Genomic DNA, 19,788 nt, shown 5'->3' with positions numbered 1-19,788 from the left:
TGCAGGTCGGCCCGTGGGCGAGTGCCGGGGCCCGGCCCGCGTCGCTGGAGAACGGGACTGAAGAATGTGCACATGCTGGACGACCTGGACCGTGCCCTGATCCATGCGCTGCACATCGACGGCCGCGCACCGTTCAGCCGGATCGCCGCCGCGCTCGACGTCTCCCCGCAGACGGTCGCGCGGCGCTACCGGCGGCTGCGTGCGGAGGTGTCACTGCGGGTGGTGGGGTTGTCGGACCCGCACCGGGCGGGGCAGACGCAGTGGCTGGTCCGGCTCACCGTGGTGGCGAGTTCCGCGCGGGATCTGGCGTATGCGTTGGTGCGCCGTCAGGACACGTCGTGGGTGAAGCTCGCCTCCGGTGGTACGGAGATCGTGACGGTCATCCACGCACCGACGGACTCGGAGGGGGCGGGCAACTCCCTCCTCCTGCATGACATTCCGCGCACCGGAGCCGTCACCGCGGTGTCCGCGCACTGCCTGCTGCACACCTATCTGGGCGGACCGACGAACTGGCGCCGGAGCGCGAGCACGCTGGACGAGCGGCAACAGCGCGTCCTGCGCGAGCATGAGGCGGCCGACACGTCCTACGTGCCGGTTCCGCGCCAACTCGCGATCGAGGACGCCGAGTTGCTGCTCGCCCTGCAGAAGGACGGGCGGGCCACGCACGCCGAGCTGGCGCAGGCGACCGGCTGGTCCCCGGTGACCGTGGCGCGTCGGCTCGCGGATCTGCGGGCGGGCGGCACGGTCTTCTTCGACGTCGAGGTGGATGCCGGCCACTTCGGTGTCAACACGCGGGCGCTGCTGTGGATGGCGGTGCGCCCGGCCCATCTGGACCGCGTGGCGGCAACGCTGGCGGGCCACGACGAACTGGCCTTCGTCGCGGCCACCACGGGCCCCACCAACCTGGTCGCCCAGGCCCTCTGCCGGGACCCCGCCGACCTGCACCACTACCTGGTCCACCGCCTCGGCTCCCTGCACGCGATCCACACCCTGGAGACCAGCCCGGTCCTCCAGAACCTCAAGGCAGCAAGCCCGATCATGACGGCCCTGCCGAGACCCCGCCCCCGGCCCCCCGTTCGGCCCTGAAGGGACCTCGTCCTCAAGCACCGGACGGGCTGCAAAGTCCACGCCCCGGCGGGCAAACCCAGCCCCTCCGGCGTTTGAGGAGCGGGGTCCGGGGCGGAGCCCCGAAACGGGGGGCAGGGTCCGCAGGGGGCGCAGTCCCCGCCGGAGCCCCTGGTGGGGTCCAAGGGGCGGAGCCCCTGGGGATGGGTGAGGGCGGCGGGGGCGAGGAGGCCCAGGCGGGCGCCAGAGCTCCCGCAGCCAGCCCGGCAGGGCCAGTCACCGCCCCGTCCCAGCATCCGCAGACGCGCTCGCGTCAACCATCATCCGGCTCGCCCCGAAGCTCACCACCACCAACCCGACCGCCCCCCAAACCGCCAGTTGCACCGCCCGCAGCCCCGCCGCCGCGTCACCGGAGTGCGTACTGCCCAGATACACGCTGCCCAGCACCGCAACCCCGAGCGTTGCCCCCAACTGCTGCACCGCATTGAGCAGCCCCGCAGCCGAGCCGATCTCCTGAGGCCGCAGCGGCTTCAGCGCGATGGTGAAGAAGGCGGGGGTGAAGAGGCCCACGCCCACACCCACGGCCCCCAGCGCGAACAGCAGTGGCGTGGGGTAGGAGCCCGGGTCCGCGTCCGCCGCCCGGTACACCGCGATGGCCGACAGCGCACCCGCGGACAGCACCGCGAGACCGAACGACATCACCCGCTGCCCGTACCGCTTGACCAGGTGCGCTCCGGCGATCCAGGACGCCACGGCCAGCCCCGCCGACCACGGCGCCAGCGTCAGCCCTGCCTTCAGCACACCGACTCCCGCGCCCAGTTGGAGCTGAAGCACCACAACCGTCATCAGACCGTTGGTGACCGCGAAGAAGGACGTCGACGTCACAAGGGCAGCCGGGAAGCCGCGGTGCGCGAACAGGCTCGGCTCCACCAGCGGGCTGCGCCCGGCCCGGGCCACCCTTCGTTGGTGCACCGCGAACACCGCCATCAGACACAGCCCGGCCGCCACGGCTCCCCAACTCCACCACGACAACGCGGCGAGGTCGGCGCCGATCAGCGGGTGGACGACGAGCCCGATCCCCGCCATGGCCAGCAAGGTGCCGGTCAGGTCGAGGGTGGGCCGCTGCGGCGCGCGGCTCTCCAACAGCCTGGGCGTGAGCGCGAGCACGACCAGTGAGAGCGGGACGTTCACCAGGAACGCCGCGCGCCACGAGGAGCCGAAAAGGTCGGCGTGGGTGAGCACACCGCCGAGTACCGGTCCGCAGACCGCCGCCAGTCCCATCACGGGGCCGATGCTGCCGAGAGCCTTGGCCATTTCGGGCCCCGTGAACATGGCCTTGATCAGCCCTATGGTCTGGGGAATGATCACGGCCGCCGCTCCGCCCTGCAGCACCCGGAAGGCGATCAGCAGCCCCACCGACGGCGCCATGGCGCACGCGACGGACGCCAGCATGAAACCCGTGACACCGATCACGAACAGCCGTTTGCGGCCGGCGATGTCGCCCAGCCGCCCACCGGTGATCAGCAGCACCGCGAAGGGCAGGGTGTAGGCGGTCGTGAACCACTGGATGTCGGAGACCGACCCGCCCAGATCGGCATGGATGGCCGGCGCGGCGACCTGCACGATGGTCGCGTCCAGCAGGTTCATCGCCTCACCGAGCAGCAGGGCGGCAAGCGCCGGCCACCGCCATCGGTACGCCGTGGGAGTCGGCGTCAGCACGCGTTCAGCAGTCATCGGGGTTCCTCTCCACCGTCGTAGAACCTCGGCCGGCACCCCATCGACCAGGGCATCCGACCGGCCACGGCTCAGCGTGGAGTCGGCGGAGAGGAGCCTCCAGCCAGCGGCCCCAGGGGGAAGATTTCGTCCGTCAAAGGCGTCCGCGGTGTTGATTTCCCACACCCCCGGGGCCCTCTCGCCCGCGCCCCCTCGGCCGTAAGCCCGCACCGCTTGGTCACGTGACTGCTGTGGCCCAAGTGGTTTGCACCGCCCCTGAGTTGACGAAGTTAGTTGTCAAGGTTTCGTGGAGATCGACGACGTTACGGGAGGGGCCGCCGTGCCCGAGGACAGCGCCCGGCCGATCGGTCGCATCGACACAAGCACCGCGCACGCCGCGCGGATCTACGACTACATCCTGGGCGGAAAGGACTACTACCCCGCGGACCAGGAGGCGGGCGACGCCATGTGCCGGGAGTGGCCCGCCCTGCCGATCCACATGCGGGCCAACCGCGACTGGATGAACCGTGCCGTGCGGTGGCTGGCCCAGGAGGCGGGGGTACGGCAGTTCCTCGACATCGGCACCGGCATTCCGACCTCACCCAACATCCACGAGATCGCCCAGTCGGCGGCCCCCGCCTCGCGGGTCGTGTACGTCGACAACGACCCGCTCGTCCTCGCCCTCTCCCAGGGGCTGCTGAACAGTACCCCGGAGGGCAGGACTGCGTACGTCGAGGCGGACATGCGCGATCCGCAGGCCATCCTCGGCAGTGCCGCCTTCCGTGACACCCTGGACCTGGGTGAGCCGGTCGCCCTGACCGTCGTCGCGATCGTCCACTTCCTCCTCGACGAGCACGACGCCGTCGGCATCGTCCGCCGCCTCCTCGAACCCCTCCCCTCGGGCAGCCATCTCGCGATGTCCATCGGTACGGCCGAGTTCGCACCGGAGGAGGTCGGCCGGGTCGCCCGTGAGTACGCGGCCCGCGACATGCCGATGCGGCTGCGCACCTTCGCGGAGGCCGAGGAGTTCTTCGAGGGCCTCGAACTCGTCGCGCCGGGCATCGTCCAGGTCCACAAGTGGCATCCGGAGGGGACGGACGGCGAAGTGATCCGCGACGAGGACATCGCCATGTACGGGGCGGTGGCCCGCAAGCCGTGACGAGGTCCGCCGCGGCCCGCAGGCCGTGGATCCCCCCTGCCAGCCGGTATGCATCATCACGATGCGGCAGCAACAACTCACTCAATGTTGCTGATCACTTGACTACCGGCGGTCACACGCGATTGGCTCCGGCCAGCGAGAGTCATCCGGACGGTGTACGACGTGTCGGACGCCGTTCGGGGACTCCTCTCGCCGTTCCGCTTGCTCGGCCGCACAGCGAGGTGCCGCACCCTCATGAACACTCCTCCCCCACCGCTCGCTCACCACAGATCCGCGCGCGTCGCCGCCCTGGTCGCGGCCGTGTGCCTGCTCGCGGCCGGCTGCTCCGCGGCCGACGCCACGTCCGACTCCGCCAAGGGCGGCGTCGGCAGGGCGGGCACCGCCCGACTCAAGGTCGCCCTGGTCACGCACGCCCCGCCGGGCGACACCTTCTGGGACCTGGTGAAGAAGGGCGCCGAGGACGCCGCGGCGAAGGACGACATCGACCTGACCTACGCCAATGACTCCGACGCGGCGGGGCAGGCCGAGCTGGTCCGGGACGCGGTCCGCCAGAAGGTCGACGGCATCGCGGTGACGCTCGCCAAGCCGCAGGCGATGAAGGGCCCGATAGCGGCGGCCAAGGCCGCGGACACACCCGTGGTCGGCCTCAACTCCGGCATCGACTCCTGGCAGTCCGAGGGGGTGCTGGAGTTCTTCGGCCAGGACGAGAGCCTCGCCGGGCGGGCCGTCGGCGACAAGCTGGACGCCCTCAGGGCCAAGCACGCCCTGTGCGTGATCCACGAGCGCGGCAACGTCGCCCTGGAGGCCCGCTGCGCCGGCGTGAAGAAGACCTTCGACGGCAGGACCGAGATGCTCTACGTCGAGGGCACCGACGCGAACGCGACCGCCGCCGCGATCACCGCGAAGCTGCGGCAGGACCCGACGATCGACGAAGTGATCACCCTGGGTGCCCAGTTCGCGCTCACCGCGGTGAAGTCGGTGCAGCAGTCGGGCAGCAGGGCCCATGTCGCGACCTTCGATCTCAACCAGGACCTGGTGAAGGCCGTCGAGAGCGGTGCCGTGCAGTTCGCGGTGGATCAACAGCCGTATCTGCAGGGCTATCTCGCGGTGGACGCGCTGTGGCTGTACAGGACCAACGGCAACACCAGCGGTGGTGGAGTGTCCCCCGTGCTCACCGGCCCCGCCTTCGTGACCAAGGCGAACGTGGCCTCCGTCGCCAGGTACGCGGCGCGCGGCACACGCTGAGCCGCACGCCGAGCGACACTTCGTACCTCAATGTCGCGAAAGTTTCGGAGACCTGTGGCACGTGCGGTCACTTGTACGGATAGCATCCTGTGCACCCCTTCTCTCCCCGCTCACGGCCACCCCCGTGTTTCCCCCTCCGCCCCCTCCGCTCCGCTGACCGCCTAGGACGACGATGTCTCCACGGACAGGTGCCCGGCGCCGTCTCGGCTCCATACGTCTCTCCCTGATCCTGCTGGCCCTGGTGCCCAGCGTCACCCTCGCCGCGATGTGGGCCCTGACGACGACGCAGATCTTCGACGAGGGGCTGCGGCTGCGGGGGCAGACGGAACTGAGCCGGTCGACGGGGGCCATGGGCACCGACGCGACGCTCGCGCTGCAGCAGGAGCGCAGCCTGTCGGCGGCCTGGCTGGCCGACCCGCACGGCTCCCGGGCCGCGCTGGACACCCAGCGCAAGGCGACCGACAAGGCGGTCGCGAAGCTGGTCGGCCAGTCCGACGCGATCAAGAGGGCGCCCGCGCGCATCTCGGACCGGCTGTACTCGGTCCTCGGCTCGGTGGGCAGCCTGGAGTACTACCGGGGCCAGATCGACGACCCCACCGACATCACCGCCGCCCAGGCGCTGGACCAGTACAGCTCGATCATCGACGACCAGATCCACGCCTTCCAGGAGCTCTCCCAGGTCGACGACGGCGACCTCACCTCGCAGGCCGGCCCGCTCGTCGCGCTGGAGCACGCGGCGGAGCTGACCTCCCAGGAGGACACCCAGCTCACGCTGGCCTGGCCGAGCGGGCACCTCGGCGAGAAGACGTGGAGTACGTTCGCGCAGCTCGTGAGCACCCGGCGGTGGCTCGTCGAGGACCAGATCGTCCCCTCGCTGAAGGGCAGCGCCAAGACGCAGACCGAGCGGATCCTGCAGAGCCCCGAGTGGCAGACCGTGCAGGACATCGAGGACCAGGTGCTCGCCGCGCGGTCGTCCGCCGCCGGCGGGAAGGTCCCGCTGCCCGACGCGCAGCGGCAGAAGCAGTGGGCGGCCGCGTTCAGCAAGGTCGGGGACGAGTACGCGAAGCTGATCGAGGACCAGACCTCCGGGCTGCTCGACCGCAGCGCCGAGAAGTCCGACAGCCTGCTGCTCACCGCCGCCTCGCTGAGCGCGGGCGGCCTGATCGCACTGCTGCTGTGCGTGGGCATGTCCTGGCGGATCACCCGCTCCCTGTCGCGGCGGCTGCGCGGCCTCAGGGAAGCCACCCTGAGCCTGGCCGAGGAACGGCTGCCGGACGTCGTGGCCCGCCTCGACCGAGGCGAGAAGGTCGACGCGGACCTGGCGACCCCGCCGCTGGACTACGGCGGGGACGAACTCGGCCAGGTGGCCCGGGCGTTCAACAAGGCACAGCGCACGGCGGTGCACACCGCGGTCGAACTCGCCGACACCCGGCGCGGCTTCCAGAAGGTCATCCTCGGCATCGCCCGGCAGAGCCAGAACCTGGTCAACCTGCAGCTCACCAAGCTGGACGCGCTGGAACGCAGCCACTCCGACCCGGACGTCCTCAAGGGCCTGTACGAACTGGACTCCACGGCCAGCCAGCTGCGCCGCTACGAGGAGAACCTGGTCATCATCAGCGGCGAGCAGCCGCGGCGCAGCTGGCGGGAGCCGGTCGCCCTGATCGACATCCTGCGCAGTGCCGTCGGCGAGGTCGCCGAGTACCAGCGGGTCGAGGTGCACACCGACGAGGACGTGTACATCGCGCCGCCCGCGGTGGCCGACGTGATCCATCTGCTGGCCGAGCTGATCGACAACGCGACCGCGTACTCGCCCTCTCCGGCGCCGGTCGACGTGCGGGCCGCGATGGTGGCCAAGGGTCTGGCCGTGGAGGTGGAGGACCGCGGTCTCGGCCTGTCGGAGGAGGACTACGCCTCCTTCAACGCGCAGTTGGCGGTTCAGCCGCAGTTCGACGTGGTGGCGCTGGCCGACGACCTCCGGCTCGGCATGTTCGTGATCGCCCGCCTCGCCACCCGGCACGGCATCGCGGTCACCCTGCGCCCGTCGCCGTACGGCGGAACGACGGCGATCGTGCTGCTCCCGCACGAGATCGTCGTACGGGAGCCGATCCCGGCCCCCGCAGAGGACATCCCCGCCGCGGAGGAGCCGGCCCCTGCGGAGGAGCCAGCTCAGCCCGTACGGGAGCCCCGCCCCGCCGCCCCGGCACGCACCGCCACCGCCGCCGCTGCGCCCTCCGCCCGGCGATGGGGGTCCCCCCGCTCGAGCGGAGCCGAGAGTGGGGGAGGCCTCGCCCCGCTGCCGCGCCGGGTCCCCCAGACCAGCCTGGCCGCCGAGCTGCGCGAGGAGGCGCCCGGTGACGAACAGGACGGCCACGCCGAGGAGTTCACCGCCGAGCGGGCCGCCGCCTCGCTGGCCGGTTTCCAGCGCGGCACGCTCCAGGCACGTGACGACGACACAGAGACGCAGTACGACCAGGGTCAGGAGGACGCACCCGTCACTCGGGAACCGGGTGCGCACCTGGCCGAAGAAGGCAGCACCGTCCCCTCGACTCCGCCCGCCGACCGCTGACGAAGGAACACCGCCATGACACGCCCCATCCCAGCCACCCATACCCAGCTCGACCAGCTGCTGACCGGACTCGTGGAGCGGGTCGCCGAGGTGAACCACGCCGTGGTGCTCTCCGAGGACGGGCTGGTCGTCAGCAAGTCCACCGGGTTCCTGCGCGACGACGCCGAGCGGCTGGCGGCGACCGCGTCCGGTCTGATGAGCCTGAGCAAGGGCGTCAGCATGGACTTCCGTGGCGGCCCGGTGCGGCAGGCGCTGATCGAGATGGCGCACAGCTATCTGATACTGACCTCGGCCGGACCGGGCGCCCATCTCGTCGTCCTCACCAGCCAGGGCGCGGACGTCGGCGTGGTGGCGTACCAGATGAACATGCTGGTGAAGAAGATCGGCGAGCACCTCAGCGCGGCACCGCGGGCGGGTCTCGGCCCGACCGCCGAGTCCGGCGCGTGAGGTGAGCGGAGGCGACACGGACGGCCGCCTGGTACGGCTGTTCGCGCTCACCGGAGGACGGACCCGGCCCAGCCGTGCCGACTTCACGCTCATCACGACGGTGACCGCGGTGGACCCGCCGCCGACCTGGGCCACCCGACCGCAGCCCGAGCACCAGCGCATCCTGCGCCGCTGCGCCGAGCCGGTAGCCGTCGCGGAACTCGCCGCACTGCTCGATCTGCCGGTGAGCGTGGTCGTGATCATGCTCTGCGATCTGCTGGAGAGTGGCCGAATCACCGCCCGTCCCCCGCACCCCGTCTCCTGCAAACCGGAAGACCTGGACCTGCTGCAGAAAGTGAGGGACGGCCTTGGCCGGCTCTGACGTCATCACCCGGGCGGCGCCCGACACGGTGAAGATCCTGATCGCCGGGGGCTTCGGCGTCGGCAAGACCACCATGGTCGGCTCGGTGAGCGAGATCGCCCCGCTGCGCACCGAGGAACCACTGACGGCCGCCGGCCTCGGCGTGGACGACCTGGACGGCATCGAGGAGAAGAAGGCCACCACCGTGGCCCTGGACTTCGGCCGCATCAGCATCGGCAGCGACCTCGTCCTCTATCTCTTCGGCACGCCCGGCCAGCAGCGCTTCTGGTTCATGTGGAACGACCTCGCCCTGGGCGCCCTGGGCGCGGTCGTCCTGATCGACGTCCGCCGCCCGGAGACCAGCTTCGCCGCGATCGACTTCTTCGAACGCCGGAACATCCCCTTCGTGGTCGGCGTCAACGGCTTCTACGGCGACCACCCCTACCCGCCCGACGAGATCCGCGAGGCACTCGCCCTCCCGGACCACGTCCAGGTGCTGCTGTGCGACGCACGCGAGCGGGAGTCGTCCCGGGACGTACTGATCGCCCTGATCGACCAGTTGATCGCGACGGCGGTCCACACAGGTGGTCCACGGCCGGCGGAAAAGTGAACGGCGAAAATCAGCCAAGCACGACCGTTTCATTGACGCACACGCGCCACCTCCTTAACTTCTGATCGATTTACCGAACTTAGTTCGAGATATCGACCAACAGGGCCGCTATGTCGGGCACCCCGCACGCCCCCATGGAGCACTCATGAACGCGACGCCGCACCCCGAGCACCCCCATCCCTCCCGCCGTTCCTTCCTCGGCATGGCGGCGACCGTCCCGCTCGCCGCCACCGGTGCGCTGGCCCTCGGCGCGGGAACCGCGCGGGCCGCCACCAACTCGGCCTATGTCATGTGCTACTTCACCGAGTCGCCGGACATGCTGGCCGCCAACTACGGCCTGCACCTGGCCGTCAGCCCCGACGGCCTGCAGTGGACCCCGCTGAACCAGAACAACCCCGTCGCCACCCCCACCGCGGGTTCCCTCGGCCTGCGCGACCCGTTCATCCTGCGCAAGCAGGACGGTACGTTCGTCGTCCTCGCCACCGACCTCAAGGGCACCGACTGGACGTACGTCAGCCAGTACATCCACGTCTGGGACTCCACCGACCTGCGCACCTTCACCGGCTACCGGCGGATGAAGCTGCACGACATGAACACCCACAGCTGGGCGCCCGAGGCCTTCTGGGACGCGAGCCGCGGCACGTACGGCGTGATCTACTCGGCCGTGAACTCCAGCGGCCACAACGTGATCATGGTGAACTACACCAGCGACTTCGTGACCGCGGGCAGCCCGCAGGTCTTCTTCGACCCCGGCTACGACATCATCGACGGCGACCTCGCGATCGGCGTGAACGGCGTCAACTACCTCTACTTCAAGAAGAACTCGACCCTGGTCGGCGCGCGCTCCACCTCACTGAACCCCGGCAGTTTCACCCCGTTCAGCACCGCCGTCTCGCACGGCGGCACCGAGGCCCCGACCCTGGTCAAGTCCCTCACGTCGAGCAGCACCTGGTACCTGTGGGGCGACACGTGGTCGCCGAACGGCGTCTTCTACGCCTGGCAGACCAGCGATCTGGCCGCCGGCACCTGGACGGCCCTCGACCAGAAGACCTACACCCAGCCGCTCAACTCCAAGCACTGCGGCATCCAGCCGATCACCTCGACCGAGTACAACAACCTGCTCGCCAAGTGGGGCACGCCCGCCTGGAACCGGCTGAAGTCCTACAACTTCCCGGCCCGTTACGTCCGCCACGCCGACTACGTCGGCCGGATCGACCCGTACGCCTTCGACCCGTACACCGACTCCCAGTGGAAGCTGGTGCCGGGCCTCGCCGACAGCTCGGGGGTGTCCTTCCAGTCGGTCAACTACCCCACCCGCTACCTGCGGCACTACAACTACGCGCTCCAACTCGACGTGAACGACGGCACGTCTACGTTCGCCGCGGACGCCACGTTCTACAGGACCGCCGGCCTCGCCGACTCCTCCTGGTCGTCCTTCCGCTCGTACAACAACCCGACCCGGTACATCCGCCACTACGACTACGTCCTGCGCATCGACCCGGTCTCGACCACCACCGAGAAGCAGGACGCGACCTTCTACGTCGGCTACTGAGCCGGTCCACGCATACGACGCGGGCGCCCCCGGAGAGGGGACGCCCGCGTCGCAGTCGTTCGGGGGTCAGCCCAGGCCGACCGACTTCAGCCAGGCCTTGGCGACGTCCAGCGGGTCCTTGTTGTCGAGCTGCACCTGGGAGTCCAGGTCCAGCAGGGCCTTGGTGTCGAGCTTGGCCGAGACCGCGTTGAGCGCGGCGGTGCCCGCCGAGGACAGGCCGCTCTTGTAGACGAGCGGCTGCACGTTCTCGAAGCCGAAGAGGTTCTTCGGGTCCTGCAGGACGACGTGCTTCTCCTTGACGATGGTCGGGTCGGTGGTGAAGAGGTCCGCGGCCTGCACCGTGTTCTTCTTCAGCGCCGCCTGGGTCAGCGGGCCGCCCGCGTCCAGCGCCTTGAAGGACTCGAACTCCAGGCCGTACACCGACTTCAGGCCCACCAGGCCCTGCTGCCGGGTCTGGAACTCCGGCGAGGCTCCTATGGTCAGGTTCTTCGCGATGTCCTTGAGGTCCGCGATGCTGGACTGGGACGTCAGCTTGTACTTGTCGGCGGTGGCCTTGTTGACCGTGACCGAGTCCTTGTCCTGCGCGGCGGCGGGGTCGAGGAGCGTCAGCTTGGAGTCCAGCTTGGCCTCGATCGCGGCGGTGGTCGCCTCGACGGTCTTCGGTGCGGCCTTCGGGTCGAGGTAGGCCAGCAGCGCGCCGTTGTACTCCGGCAGCACGGTGATGGAGCCGTTCTTCAGCAGCCCGTACGTCGTCTCGCGGCTGCCGATGTTCGGCTTGTAGGTGACCTTGACACCCTTGGCCTTCAGGGCCTCGCCGTAGATGTCGGCGAGCAGGATGCTCTCGGCGAAGTTGTTCGAGCCGACGACGACGGTCTTGCCGTCGGACCCCCCGCCCTGGAGCGGATCGGAGGACTTGTTGCCGTCGGAGGAGCCACATCCCGCCAGCAGGGCCGTGGTCGCGGCAAGCGCGACGGCCGCCGCGGGGTAGCTCCTGATGGACCTGCTGCGTGGGGCGTTGGAAGTCACGATTCCCGTTCCGGACCTTGGGGATTGATGAGAAGCAAGCTCTGGAACTGATCCAATCCAGCCTGTTTTACTCAGTCAAGAGCAGCCGGGTCACCAATTGGCGTCAATGCGTGATCGGTTGTGAATGCTGCGTAAACAGACCGGGCCGGACCGGAGGCTCTTTGTAACGGATTCTTGACTGAGGGCAACGTGCTTGATCGTTCAATGAGACGGTACTCTCCACGCAGTTGGCGATCAGAATCGGTCAAAAGGAGGCCCGGTGGCCGGCATACGGGGCTTCGCCGACCGGTGGTCGTTCCGACGCAAGCTCAACCTCCTGGTCGGTGTACCGCTGGCGGTCGTGGCCGCCCTGCTCTCCTATCTCATCGCCGGCCAGGTGGGCCAGGCGCGGGACGCGGCGTCCGCGGCGGACCTCGTGCGCAGCAGCGAGCAGGTGGTCTCGCTGGTCAACGACCTGGAGAGCGAGCACCAGCTGGCGATCCTGCTCTCCGTGCGCTACGAGGCCGGAGGCCGCGGCGTCCAGTCCACGCTCACCGCCTACCGCAAGGCGCAGGACGAGGTCGACACGCAGATCGCGAAGGTGCGCGCGTCCTTCGGCGACGGACTGCCGGGCAGCGAGGCGCAGGCGCTGAAGGAGGTCGAGGGCCTCACCAGCCTGCGCGGGACGGTCGAGCAGAGCTATCTGCCCGCGAGCAACATCGACCCCGCGTACGACAACGCCGCAAGGACCGTGATCGACGGTCTGGGCCTCGACCGCAACGCGGAGCTGGCGGCCACCTTCACCGGCAACCTGCTGGACTCGCTGCTGCGTGCCGACGCCGCGCACGGCTCCTTCGAGACCGGCGTGTTCTCCGCGACGAGCGGTGACACGAACGCGCAGATCGAGTTCACGACCGCGGTCGGCGCGTACCAGCTCTACACCAACCAGGCCGAACGCTTCTCCCGGTTCGCCACCGAGCAGCAGGCCGACGAGCTCTCCGGCATCGAGCACACCAGTGCCCAGCGGGACATCGCCGAGGCGTACGCCGAGCTGCAGGTCGCCCCCAGCACCCTGCAGGCCACCACGCCGGCGGAGATCAAGGCCGCGTTCGAGAAAGCCCTGAGCGACTACCCCGACTACCCGGAGCAGGCCGCGACCCGGCTGAAGATCACCTCGTCGCTCATCGGCCAGATCGCCGACGGCGCCGACCAGGCCTCCACCAAGGCCTGGTGGCGCGCGGGTCTGCTGCTGGCCGGGGCCCTGCTCGGCTTCGTCCTGTGGCTCGCCTTCTCGGTGCTGGTGCGCCGCTCGGTGGTCGGGCCGGTGCAGGCCCTCACCGGCGCCGCGCGGGAGGTCGCCGAGGTGGCGGGCCGGGAACTGGCCCGGGTGGCCGACGATGACGCCGAGGACGACAGCCCGCCGAAGCTGCGCGAGATGCCGGTCACCGCGGACGACGAGATCGGCGAGCTGGCCGAGGTGTTCAACCGCGTGCAGACCACCGCGATCGCGCTGCTGGAACGGCAGGTGCTCAGCCGGCGCAACGTCGCCGAGATGTTCGGCAACGTCGGCCGCCGCGTCAGCAACCTGACGACCCGCCAGTTGGCGTTGATCGACGCGGTGGAACGAGGCGAGACGGACCCCGCCCTCCTGGAACGCCTCTACTCCATCGACCACATCGCGGTCCGTCTGCGCCGCAACGCGGACAGCCTGATGCTGCTGGCCGGCATCCGCGAGACGGTCCTCGACTCCGGGCCCACCGCCCTCACCAACGTCGTACGCGCCGCGCTCGGACAGATCGAGGGCTTCCAGCGGGTACAGCTGCATGCGCGCACCGAGGTCATGGTGGAGCCCGACATCATCGGCGACCTGACGCTGATGGTGGCGGAACTCCTCGAGAACGCCGTGTCGTTCTCGCCCGCGGACAGCCCGGTCGAGGTGTACGTACGGAACACCTCCGGCGAGGAAGCAGCCCTCACGGGCGGTGCCTCCATCGTCATCTCCGACCACGGCCTCGGCATGAGCGCCGAGCGGCTCGCCGAGGAGAACGCCCGCCTGATCCGCCGCGAGCGGCTGGACGTGGTGCCGACGAAGGTGCTCGGCCTGTTCGTGGTCGGCACCCTGGCGCGCCGCTGGGACGTCACCGTCCTGCTGTCCCGCACACCGGGCGGCGGCATGACGGCGGAGGTGACGGTCCCCTCGTCACTGCTGCTGACGATGAGCCCGGTCGGTACCACGGTGGACCGCGGCGAAGTACCGGCGGGCCGGCCGGCCGCCGAACTGCCGGTGTCCGGCACCGCCTCCGGCCCGCGCCGACCCGCCGCGGCAGCCGAAGCCGCGGGAGCGTCGAACGAGGCCACGCGCCCCGGGCACCCGGGGCCGCTCCCGCGCCGCGTGCCCCGCCGCGAGCCGGACCCTGCCGAAACTCCGAGCACGACCGCACCGGCTCCCAGCGCATCCGCGCCGGAAACGGCGGCGGACACGACAACTACCGCCCCCGCAGCGGACGTAGCACCGACACCACACCCCATGGGGGCGGCGCTGGACACGGCACCAGCCGCACCCACCACAGGAACGACACCAGCCGCCGCACGCACCGCACCGCCCACGAGCCCCGCCGTGCACGCGACACCGAGCGCACCCGTCCCGGACCCCGCAGCGGACGTAGCACCGACCCCAACCCCCATGGGGGCGGCGCCGGACGCGGCGGCGAGCACCCGCGTGCCGGACAAGGCCGCGGACGCGGCACCGAGCGCGCCCGTCCCGGGCCCGTCGGCAGGTTCCGGGGGTGCTCTTCGCTCGCCGTCCGGCTCCGGACAGGTTCCCCAAGCCCGTGTCGATGCGTCCGGCGGTGTGAGTCACTCGCGGTCCGAGGACGTAACCCCCGGACGCGCTTCGGGGGTTGGCCCGGAGGTATCGTCTTCCCAGGTCACCTCGGGCGCGCCAACGCTGTCCGCCCCGGGCGGGACCGGCCGGGCGCCCGTGGGCGACGGCTCCTCGCGGCCTCTGCGGCGCCGTGTCCGCGGTGCCACTCTCCGTACGACCGTCGACGCCACTGCCCAGCAGGCGGCGCGGCAGGCCCCGCGGCTCGCCGATGCGGACGCCGTGCGGGACGCGCTCGACGAGTTCGAGGCGGCCGTGCAGCGCGCGCACCGCGACAGCGCCGCCGCAGGCCGGCCCGCGACCACCGCCCCGCACGACCAGAACCACCTCCCGGAAGGAGCCGAGCAGTGAGCACGCCGACTGGCGCCACCCCCGCCGAACTGCAGGCCGCCGCAGCCGACTTCACCTGGCTGCTCAACCGTTTCGCGACGGAGACCGCGGGCGTCGTCGACGCCATCGCGGTGTCGTCCGACGGGCTGCTCATCGCCGTGTCCGAGCTGCGCGAACCCGCAGACTCCGAGCGGCTGGCCGCGATCGTCTCCGGCATCACCAGCCTGGCCGCCGGCGCGTCCGGCAACTACGGCCTGGGCGGCCTCAACAAGGTCATCATCGACCTGGAGGGCGGCCATGTCCTGGTCTCCGCGATCGGCAGCGGCGCCGTGCTCGGCGTCGTCACCGACAAGGAGGCCAAGCTGGGCAACATCGCCTACGAGATGACGCTGTTCGCCAACCGGGCCGGCAGCGCGCTCAGCCCTCAGCTCGTGCTCCAGCTCAAGAACAGCGTCGGCACCGCGTCGGCACGGTAGCGCTCCGCCGGACGTGCCGCGAGGGGTGGTTGTTCAACTGCGGCACCGTTGCGGCTGGTCGCTCCCCCACTCTCGGCTTCGCTCGAGCGGGGGGGACCCCCATCGCGGCGGAGCCGCATATGCCACTGCCCCGCGCCCCTTTCAGGGGCGTGGCAGAACCGGTCGAGGAGGAAGAAGACCCATGGCGGACGGCTCCCCACCTCCGGGCCCGGACCCGGTCGGTCCGGCCCCCGCCGTACGGCCCTTCCTGGTCACCGCCGGCCGGGTGGCGCCGACGGCGTCCGGCCGGCCGATGCCGGTCGAGACCCAGGTGGTGGCCACCGCCGAGGGCCTCGCCCTCCTCGACGGGCTCTCCTTCGAGCAGCACGACATCGTCGCCGCCTGCCGCCTGCCGCAGTCCGTCGCGGAACTGGCGGCCCGGCTGCGGCTGCACCTCAACGTCGTGCGGGTCCTCGCCGAGGACCTGCGCGCCGCCGGGCATCTGACGGTGTACGTGCCCGACGTCGACGTCACCCACGACGCATCCGTCCTGCGCAGGGTGATCGATGGCCTCCGCGCCATCCCGAACTCCCGAGGGGTACTGCGTGACACCGACTGAACCGGCCACCCTCGCCCCGGCCGACCAGGGGGCCGCCGTACGACCGCCGCTGCCGGTCAAGATGGTGATCGCGGGCGGTTTCGGCGTGGGCAAGACCACCGCCGTGGGTGCGATCTCCGAGATCGAGCCGCTGACCACCGAGGCCGCCATCACGGAGGTCGCGGCGGGCGTGGACGACCTCAGCCACACCCCGCGCAAGACCACGACCACGGTGGCGATGGACTTCGGGTGCATCACCATCGACCCGACGCTGAAGCTGTATCTGTTCGGCACGCCCGGGCAGGAGCGGTTCGGGTTCATGTGGGACGACATCGTGGAGGGCGCGGTCGGCGGCCTGGTCATCGTGGACACCCGCCGCCTCGACGACTGCTACGCCGCCGTCGACTACTTCGAGCACCGCCAGATCCCGTTCGCGGTCGCCGTCAACGCCTTCGACGGCAAGGTCGAGCACACCCTGGACGAGGTTCGCTGGGCGCTCGACGTGGCCGAGCGTGTCCCGGTGATCGTGTTCGACGCCCGCGAGCGCGGCTCGGTGCGGGACGCACTGCTGGTCGTACTGGAGCTGGCGCTGGCACGCACGGAAGGCTGACCTCCGAAAGCCGGGTACACCCGCCCGTACCGTCCGTTACAGTCGCCAACCGGCGGCGCGTTTCGGGTCGTTGCCGCCCAGGGGGTGCCGTGGGGCGGTCAGGGCGGGTGGGGCTGGTGGTCAGTGCGCGATGGCTCGCGTACGACGACGAGCAGACGTATGTGCACGAGGCCGCGGAGGTCGTCGCGGACGCCCTGTACGACCCGGTGCTGGGGGCGTGCGAGCCCGCGGTCGCGGGGCTGCGGGTGCTGCGGAACCCGGCCAGGGAGGTCCTGGAGGAGCGGATCCGGGAGGCCTTCGCGGCGGCCTCCCGGGCCGGCGCCACGCTGGTGCTGTACCTGATCGGTCACGGCTCCTCGGACTTCGACGACGACCTGTACCACTTCATCCCGGCCGACCACCCGCTCCGCCTGCTGGAGCTGCCGGACCGGGGCTGTCCGCTGGGCGCGCGGCTGCGTGCCCAGCACAGCGAGTTCCGCTACCAGCGCCCCGAGGGCCACGATCCGGTGGCGCGGCTGGTGCGGGAGCACCGCAGGGTGGCCCTGCTGGGGCCGAGCGGTTCGGGGAAGAGCGCCACGCTGCACATGACGGCGATCGACCGCATCGATCCGGACCGGGCGGGCCCGAACCCGGACCGGTCACTGCCCGCCACGCAGTGGCGTTCCGGGGTCAGTTGCCGCGACGCACGCCCGGGGACACCGTGAACCGCGCCACCGCCCAGAAGAACCCGAGCGTGATCAGGGCCAGGACGGCCACCAGGGTCGCGCCGCCCACCACCTTCTCGTAGTTGCGCTGGTAGAGGCCGTCGACGATGTACCGGCCGAGGCCGCCGAGGGAGACGTACGCGGCAATCGTGGCCGTAGACACGATCTGGATCGCCGCCGACCGCAGCCCGCTGAGGATCAGTGGGAGTGCGACCGGGAGTTCGACCTGGAAGAGGACGCGCGGCTCGGCCATGCCCATGCCGCGGGCCGCGTCCACCGGGGACGGGTCGACGGAGCGCACCGCCTCGTACGTGGTGACGAGGATCGGCGGGACGGCGAGGACGACCAGCGGGATCATCACCGGCGTCAGGCCGAGCCCGAGCAGCACGAACATCAGCACCAGCAGGCCGAAGCTGGGCAGGGCCCGGCCCGCGGTGGCGATGAACGCCACGGTGTTGCCGCCGCGGCCGGTGTGGCCGGTGAGCAGTCCGACCGGCAGACCGATCGCGGCGGCGATGGCGAGCGCGGTCAGCGAGTACTGGAAGTGCTCGCGCAGCCGGGTGGGGATGCCGTCGTAGCCGTGCCAGTGGGCGCTGTCGCTGAAGAAGGCGTTGATGAAGTGGAGGACGTTCATCGGGCGGCGTCCTCCAGTGCAGCCTGCATCGGTTCGGGTTCGTCGACGGGACGGGGTTTGCGAGTGCCGCGCGGCATCCAGGGGGTCACGAGGACGCGGACGAGGACGAGCAGGGCGTCCGCGAGGATGGCGAGGACAGCCGTGCCGACGACGGACAGCCAGACCAGGCGCGGCTGGTGGTAGATCATGCCGTCGTTGAGCAGATTGCCCAGGCCGCCCTGGTTGCCGATCAGCATGCCGACGCTGACCAGGGAGATGCTGGACACGGTCGCGACCCGGAGTCCGGCGATGATCGCGGGCGCCGCGATCGGCAACTGGACCTGGAAATAGCGGCGTACGGGCCCGAGGCCCATCGCCGTGGCCGCGTCGAGGGTCTCCTGCGGCACGGACCGGACGCCGTCCACGATCGCCGGGACGAACACCACCAGGCTGTAGACGCCCAGCGGGATCATCACCGTCGTCTCGGTCTGGCCGGTGTAGTCGATGAGGACGACGAAGAAGGCGAGCGACGGGATCGCGTACAGGATCGTCGTCACCCACAGCACGGGCGGGTACAGCCAGCGCAGCCGCACGCACAGCTGGGCGATGGGCAGCGCCACGACCAGTCCGGCCACGACGGGGACCAGCGCCTCGCGCAGATGCAGCCCGACCAGACCCCAGTACGTGTTCTGCAGGTCGCTCGGTATGTCGAAGAAGCCGCCGCTCATCCCACGACCTCTGCGTCGTCCGCGTCATCTGCGCCGCTGCTGCCCTCGGCGTGGGCGGTGCGGATTGCCTCGCCGATGGTCTGCTGCGATACGACGCCGGCGACCCGGCCGTCGGCGCCCACCGCGACGGCCCACCCGGTGGGCGAGAGCACGGCGCAGTCGAGTGCGGCGCGCAGCGAGTCCTTGCCGTGCTCGAAGGGGCGCCCGTGGGCGAGCAGTCGGGCGGGGTCGATGGACCCCGCGGTCAGGGCGTCCGGCTCGCTCCAGCCGAGCGGCTTGCCGTCCACGTCGGTGACCAGCAGGTACGGCGCGCCCTTCGCGCTGCGCTCGGCGATCTGCTCGGCGGTGGCGTCGACGGCCACGATGGGGGTGGTCAGCAGGTCGAGTCCGGCGGAGGAGAAGAACGACAGCCGCCGGATGCCGCGGTCCGCGCCGAGGAAGTCCTCGACGAACGCGTCCGCGGGGTTGGACAGCAGCTCGGCGGGCGGCGCGAACTGGGCGAGGTGGCCGCCGGTACGCATCACGGCGACCATGGTGCCGATCTTGACGGCCTCGTCGATGTCGTGGGTGACGAAGACGATGGTCTTGCCCAACTCGTCCTGTATTCGGAGCAGTTCGTCCTGCAGCCCCTTGCGCACCACGGGGTCGACGGCCGAGAACGGCTCGTCCATGAGCAGCACCGGCGGGTCCGCGGCGAGCGCCCGCGCCACGCCGACGCGCTGCTGCTGGCCTCCGGACAGCTGGTACGGGTAGCGCTTGGCGAGCGCGCCGTCCAGTCCGACCCGCTCCATCAGCTCCCGGGCCCGCGCCCGCGCCTTGTCCTTGCTCCAGCCGAGCAGCCGGGGCACGGTGGCGATGTTGTCGACGATCGTCCGGTGCTGGAAGAGGCCGGCGTTCTGGATGACGTAACCCATGGACCGCCGGAGCGTGTTGACCGGCTGCTGGGTGATGTCCTTGCCGTCGAGGGTGATCGTGCCCTCGCTCGGCTCGATCATCCGGTTGATCATGCGCAGGGTCGTCGTCTTGCCGCAGCCCGACGGTCCGACGAAGACGGTGATGGAGCGGTCGGGTATCTCCAGCGAGAGGTTGTCGACCGCGACCGTACCGTCGGGGTAGCGCTTGGTGACTGAATCTATGCGTATCAAGACGCCGAACACCCTTCGGTCT

General features: G+C 70.6%; 18 protein-coding genes. 13 read left to right on the top strand and 5 right to left on the bottom strand.

Features of this window, described 5'->3' with window-relative positions; translation table 11 throughout:
• The first annotated feature begins 72 nt into the window (after positions 1-72).
• The gene (locus EDD92_RS35870; protein WP_123968140.1) at positions 73-1,086 is read left to right on the top strand and encodes an Lrp/AsnC family transcriptional regulator; all 1,014 of its coding nucleotides are present in this window, start codon (positions 73-75) and stop codon (positions 1,084-1,086) included.
• A 255-nt stretch (positions 1,087-1,341) separates the two neighbouring features.
• Here the strand turns inward: EDD92_RS35870 and EDD92_RS35865 are convergent, their stop codons facing one another.
• A complete protein-coding gene (locus EDD92_RS35865) occupies positions 1,342-2,799 on the bottom strand; it encodes an MFS transporter (RefSeq protein WP_123968139.1) in 1,458 nt (485 codons plus the stop codon).
• A gap of 292 nt (positions 2,800-3,091) precedes the next feature.
• Here EDD92_RS35865 and EDD92_RS35860 point away from each other — a divergent pair, with 292 nt between their 5' ends.
• From EDD92_RS35860 to EDD92_RS35830, 7 genes are all read left to right on the top strand, one after another.
• A complete protein-coding gene (locus tag EDD92_RS35860) occupies positions 3,092-3,937 on the top strand; it encodes an SAM-dependent methyltransferase (protein ID WP_399185504.1) in 846 nt (281 codons plus the stop codon).
• A 234-nt stretch (positions 3,938-4,171) separates the two neighbouring features.
• Entirely contained in the window at positions 4,172-5,182 is a 1,011-nt protein-coding gene (locus tag EDD92_RS35855; RefSeq protein ID WP_123968137.1) for a substrate-binding domain-containing protein, read from the top strand.
• A 172-nt stretch (positions 5,183-5,354) separates the two neighbouring features.
• Positions 5,355-7,748, top strand: coding sequence for a nitrate- and nitrite sensing domain-containing protein (locus EDD92_RS35850; RefSeq protein ID WP_123968136.1), 2,394 nt, complete (start codon positions 5,355-5,357; stop codon positions 7,746-7,748).
• A gap of 15 nt (positions 7,749-7,763) precedes the next feature.
• Positions 7,764-8,195, top strand: coding sequence for a roadblock/LC7 domain-containing protein (locus EDD92_RS35845; protein WP_030940055.1), 432 nt, complete (start codon positions 7,764-7,766; stop codon positions 8,193-8,195).
• Between the two features lies 1 nt (position 8,196).
• The gene (locus EDD92_RS35840; RefSeq protein ID WP_099931996.1) at positions 8,197-8,556 is read left to right on the top strand and encodes a DUF742 domain-containing protein; all 360 of its coding nucleotides are present in this window, start codon (positions 8,197-8,199) and stop codon (positions 8,554-8,556) included.
• Positions 8,543-9,145 carry an ATP/GTP-binding protein gene (locus tag EDD92_RS35835; RefSeq protein ID WP_123968135.1) on the top strand — a complete coding sequence of 201 codons (603 nt, stop codon included), beginning with the start codon at positions 8,543-8,545 and terminating at the stop codon, positions 9,143-9,145. Before EDD92_RS35840 ends, EDD92_RS35835 begins: the two co-directional genes overlap by 14 nt.
• 145 nt (positions 9,146-9,290) lie before the next feature.
• Positions 9,291-10,697: a glycoside hydrolase family 43 protein gene (locus tag EDD92_RS35830; protein ID WP_123968134.1), complete on the top strand. Its 1,407-nt coding sequence runs from the start codon at positions 9,291-9,293 to the stop codon at positions 10,695-10,697.
• Positions 10,698-10,763: 66 nt separating this feature from the next.
• Here EDD92_RS35830 and EDD92_RS35825 read toward each other — a convergent pair whose 3' ends face one another.
• Positions 10,764-11,723 (bottom strand): ABC transporter substrate-binding protein, encoded by a 960-nt coding sequence (locus tag EDD92_RS35825; protein WP_123968133.1) that lies wholly within the window; start codon positions 11,721-11,723, stop codon positions 10,764-10,766.
• A 259-nt stretch (positions 11,724-11,982) separates the two neighbouring features.
• On the opposite strand from EDD92_RS35825, the gene EDD92_RS35820 reads away from it, so the two are divergent.
• The 5 genes from EDD92_RS35820 to EDD92_RS35800 all read left to right on the top strand — a co-directional run bounded on the left by EDD92_RS35820 (position 11,983) and on the right by EDD92_RS35800 (position 17,280).
• Positions 11,983-14,934, top strand: coding sequence for an ATP-binding protein (locus tag EDD92_RS35820; protein WP_123968132.1), 2,952 nt, complete (start codon positions 11,983-11,985; stop codon positions 14,932-14,934).
• The gene (locus EDD92_RS35815; protein ID WP_123968131.1) at positions 14,931-15,389 is read left to right on the top strand and encodes a roadblock/LC7 domain-containing protein; all 459 of its coding nucleotides are present in this window, start codon (positions 14,931-14,933) and stop codon (positions 15,387-15,389) included. Before EDD92_RS35820 ends, EDD92_RS35815 begins: the two co-directional genes overlap by 4 nt.
• Before the next feature lie 181 nt (positions 15,390-15,570).
• Positions 15,571-15,987, top strand: a complete 417-nt coding sequence (locus EDD92_RS35810; RefSeq protein WP_123968130.1) for a DUF742 domain-containing protein — start codon at positions 15,571-15,573, stop codon at positions 15,985-15,987.
• Positions 15,974-16,576: an ATP/GTP-binding protein gene (locus EDD92_RS35805; protein WP_123968129.1), complete on the top strand. Its 603-nt coding sequence runs from the start codon at positions 15,974-15,976 to the stop codon at positions 16,574-16,576. Before EDD92_RS35810 ends, EDD92_RS35805 begins: the two co-directional genes overlap by 14 nt.
• 116 nt (positions 16,577-16,692) lie before the next feature.
• Positions 16,693-17,280 (top strand): hypothetical protein, encoded by a 588-nt coding sequence (locus EDD92_RS35800; protein ID WP_123968128.1) that lies wholly within the window; start codon positions 16,693-16,695, stop codon positions 17,278-17,280.
• Here the strand turns inward: EDD92_RS35800 and EDD92_RS35795 are convergent.
• Genes EDD92_RS35795 through EDD92_RS35785 form a run of 3 tightly spaced genes read right to left on the bottom strand, consistent with a single transcriptional unit; the run spans position 17,246 to position 19,766 of the window.
• Positions 17,246-17,914: an ABC transporter permease gene (locus EDD92_RS35795; RefSeq protein WP_123968127.1), complete on the bottom strand. Its 669-nt coding sequence runs from the start codon at positions 17,912-17,914 to the stop codon at positions 17,246-17,248. The genes EDD92_RS35800 and EDD92_RS35795 overlap by 35 nt on opposite strands.
• On the bottom strand, positions 17,911-18,621 hold the full coding sequence (locus EDD92_RS35790; protein WP_123968126.1) for an ABC transporter permease: 711 nt from the start codon (positions 18,619-18,621) through the stop codon (positions 17,911-17,913). Before EDD92_RS35790 ends, EDD92_RS35795 begins: the two co-directional genes overlap by 4 nt.
• Complete coding sequence (locus EDD92_RS35785) at positions 18,618-19,766, bottom strand: ABC transporter ATP-binding protein (RefSeq protein ID WP_123968125.1); 1,149 nt, start codon at positions 19,764-19,766, stop codon at positions 18,618-18,620. The genes EDD92_RS35790 and EDD92_RS35785 overlap by 4 nt, the downstream gene beginning before the upstream one ends.
• Positions 19,767-19,788: the final 22 nt, after the last annotated feature.

This window comes from Streptomyces sp. TLI_185, assembly GCF_003814765.1.
Lineage (GTDB): Bacteria > Actinomycetota > Actinomycetes > Streptomycetales > Streptomycetaceae > Streptomyces.
This window is presented reverse-complemented; position numbering and strand designations above follow the sequence as displayed.

Bases quoted from the DNA above. Each gene is read 5' to 3' on its own strand.
- EDD92_RS35795 (WP_123968127.1), bottom strand. From the start codon at position 17,914: ATGAACGTCCTCCACTTCATCAACGCCTTCTTCAGCGACAGCGCCCAC.
- EDD92_RS35810 (WP_123968130.1), top strand. From the start codon at position 15,571: ATGGCGGACGGCTCCCCACCTCCGGGCCCGGACCCGGTCGGTCCGGCC.
- EDD92_RS35845 (WP_030940055.1), top strand. From the start codon at position 7,764: ATGACACGCCCCATCCCAGCCACCCATACCCAGCTCGACCAGCTGCTG.
- EDD92_RS35855 (WP_123968137.1), top strand. From the start codon at position 4,172: ATGAACACTCCTCCCCCACCGCTCGCTCACCACAGATCCGCGCGCGTC.
- EDD92_RS35870 (WP_123968140.1), top strand. From the start codon at position 73: ATGCTGGACGACCTGGACCGTGCCCTGATCCATGCGCTGCACATCGAC.
- EDD92_RS35830 (WP_123968134.1), top strand. From the start codon at position 9,291: ATGAACGCGACGCCGCACCCCGAGCACCCCCATCCCTCCCGCCGTTCC.
- EDD92_RS35865 (WP_123968139.1), bottom strand. From the start codon at position 2,799: ATGACTGCTGAACGCGTGCTGACGCCGACTCCCACGGCGTACCGATGG.
- EDD92_RS35850 (WP_123968136.1), top strand. From the start codon at position 5,355: ATGTCTCCACGGACAGGTGCCCGGCGCCGTCTCGGCTCCATACGTCTC.
- EDD92_RS35790 (WP_123968126.1), bottom strand. From the start codon at position 18,621: ATGAGCGGCGGCTTCTTCGACATACCGAGCGACCTGCAGAACACGTAC.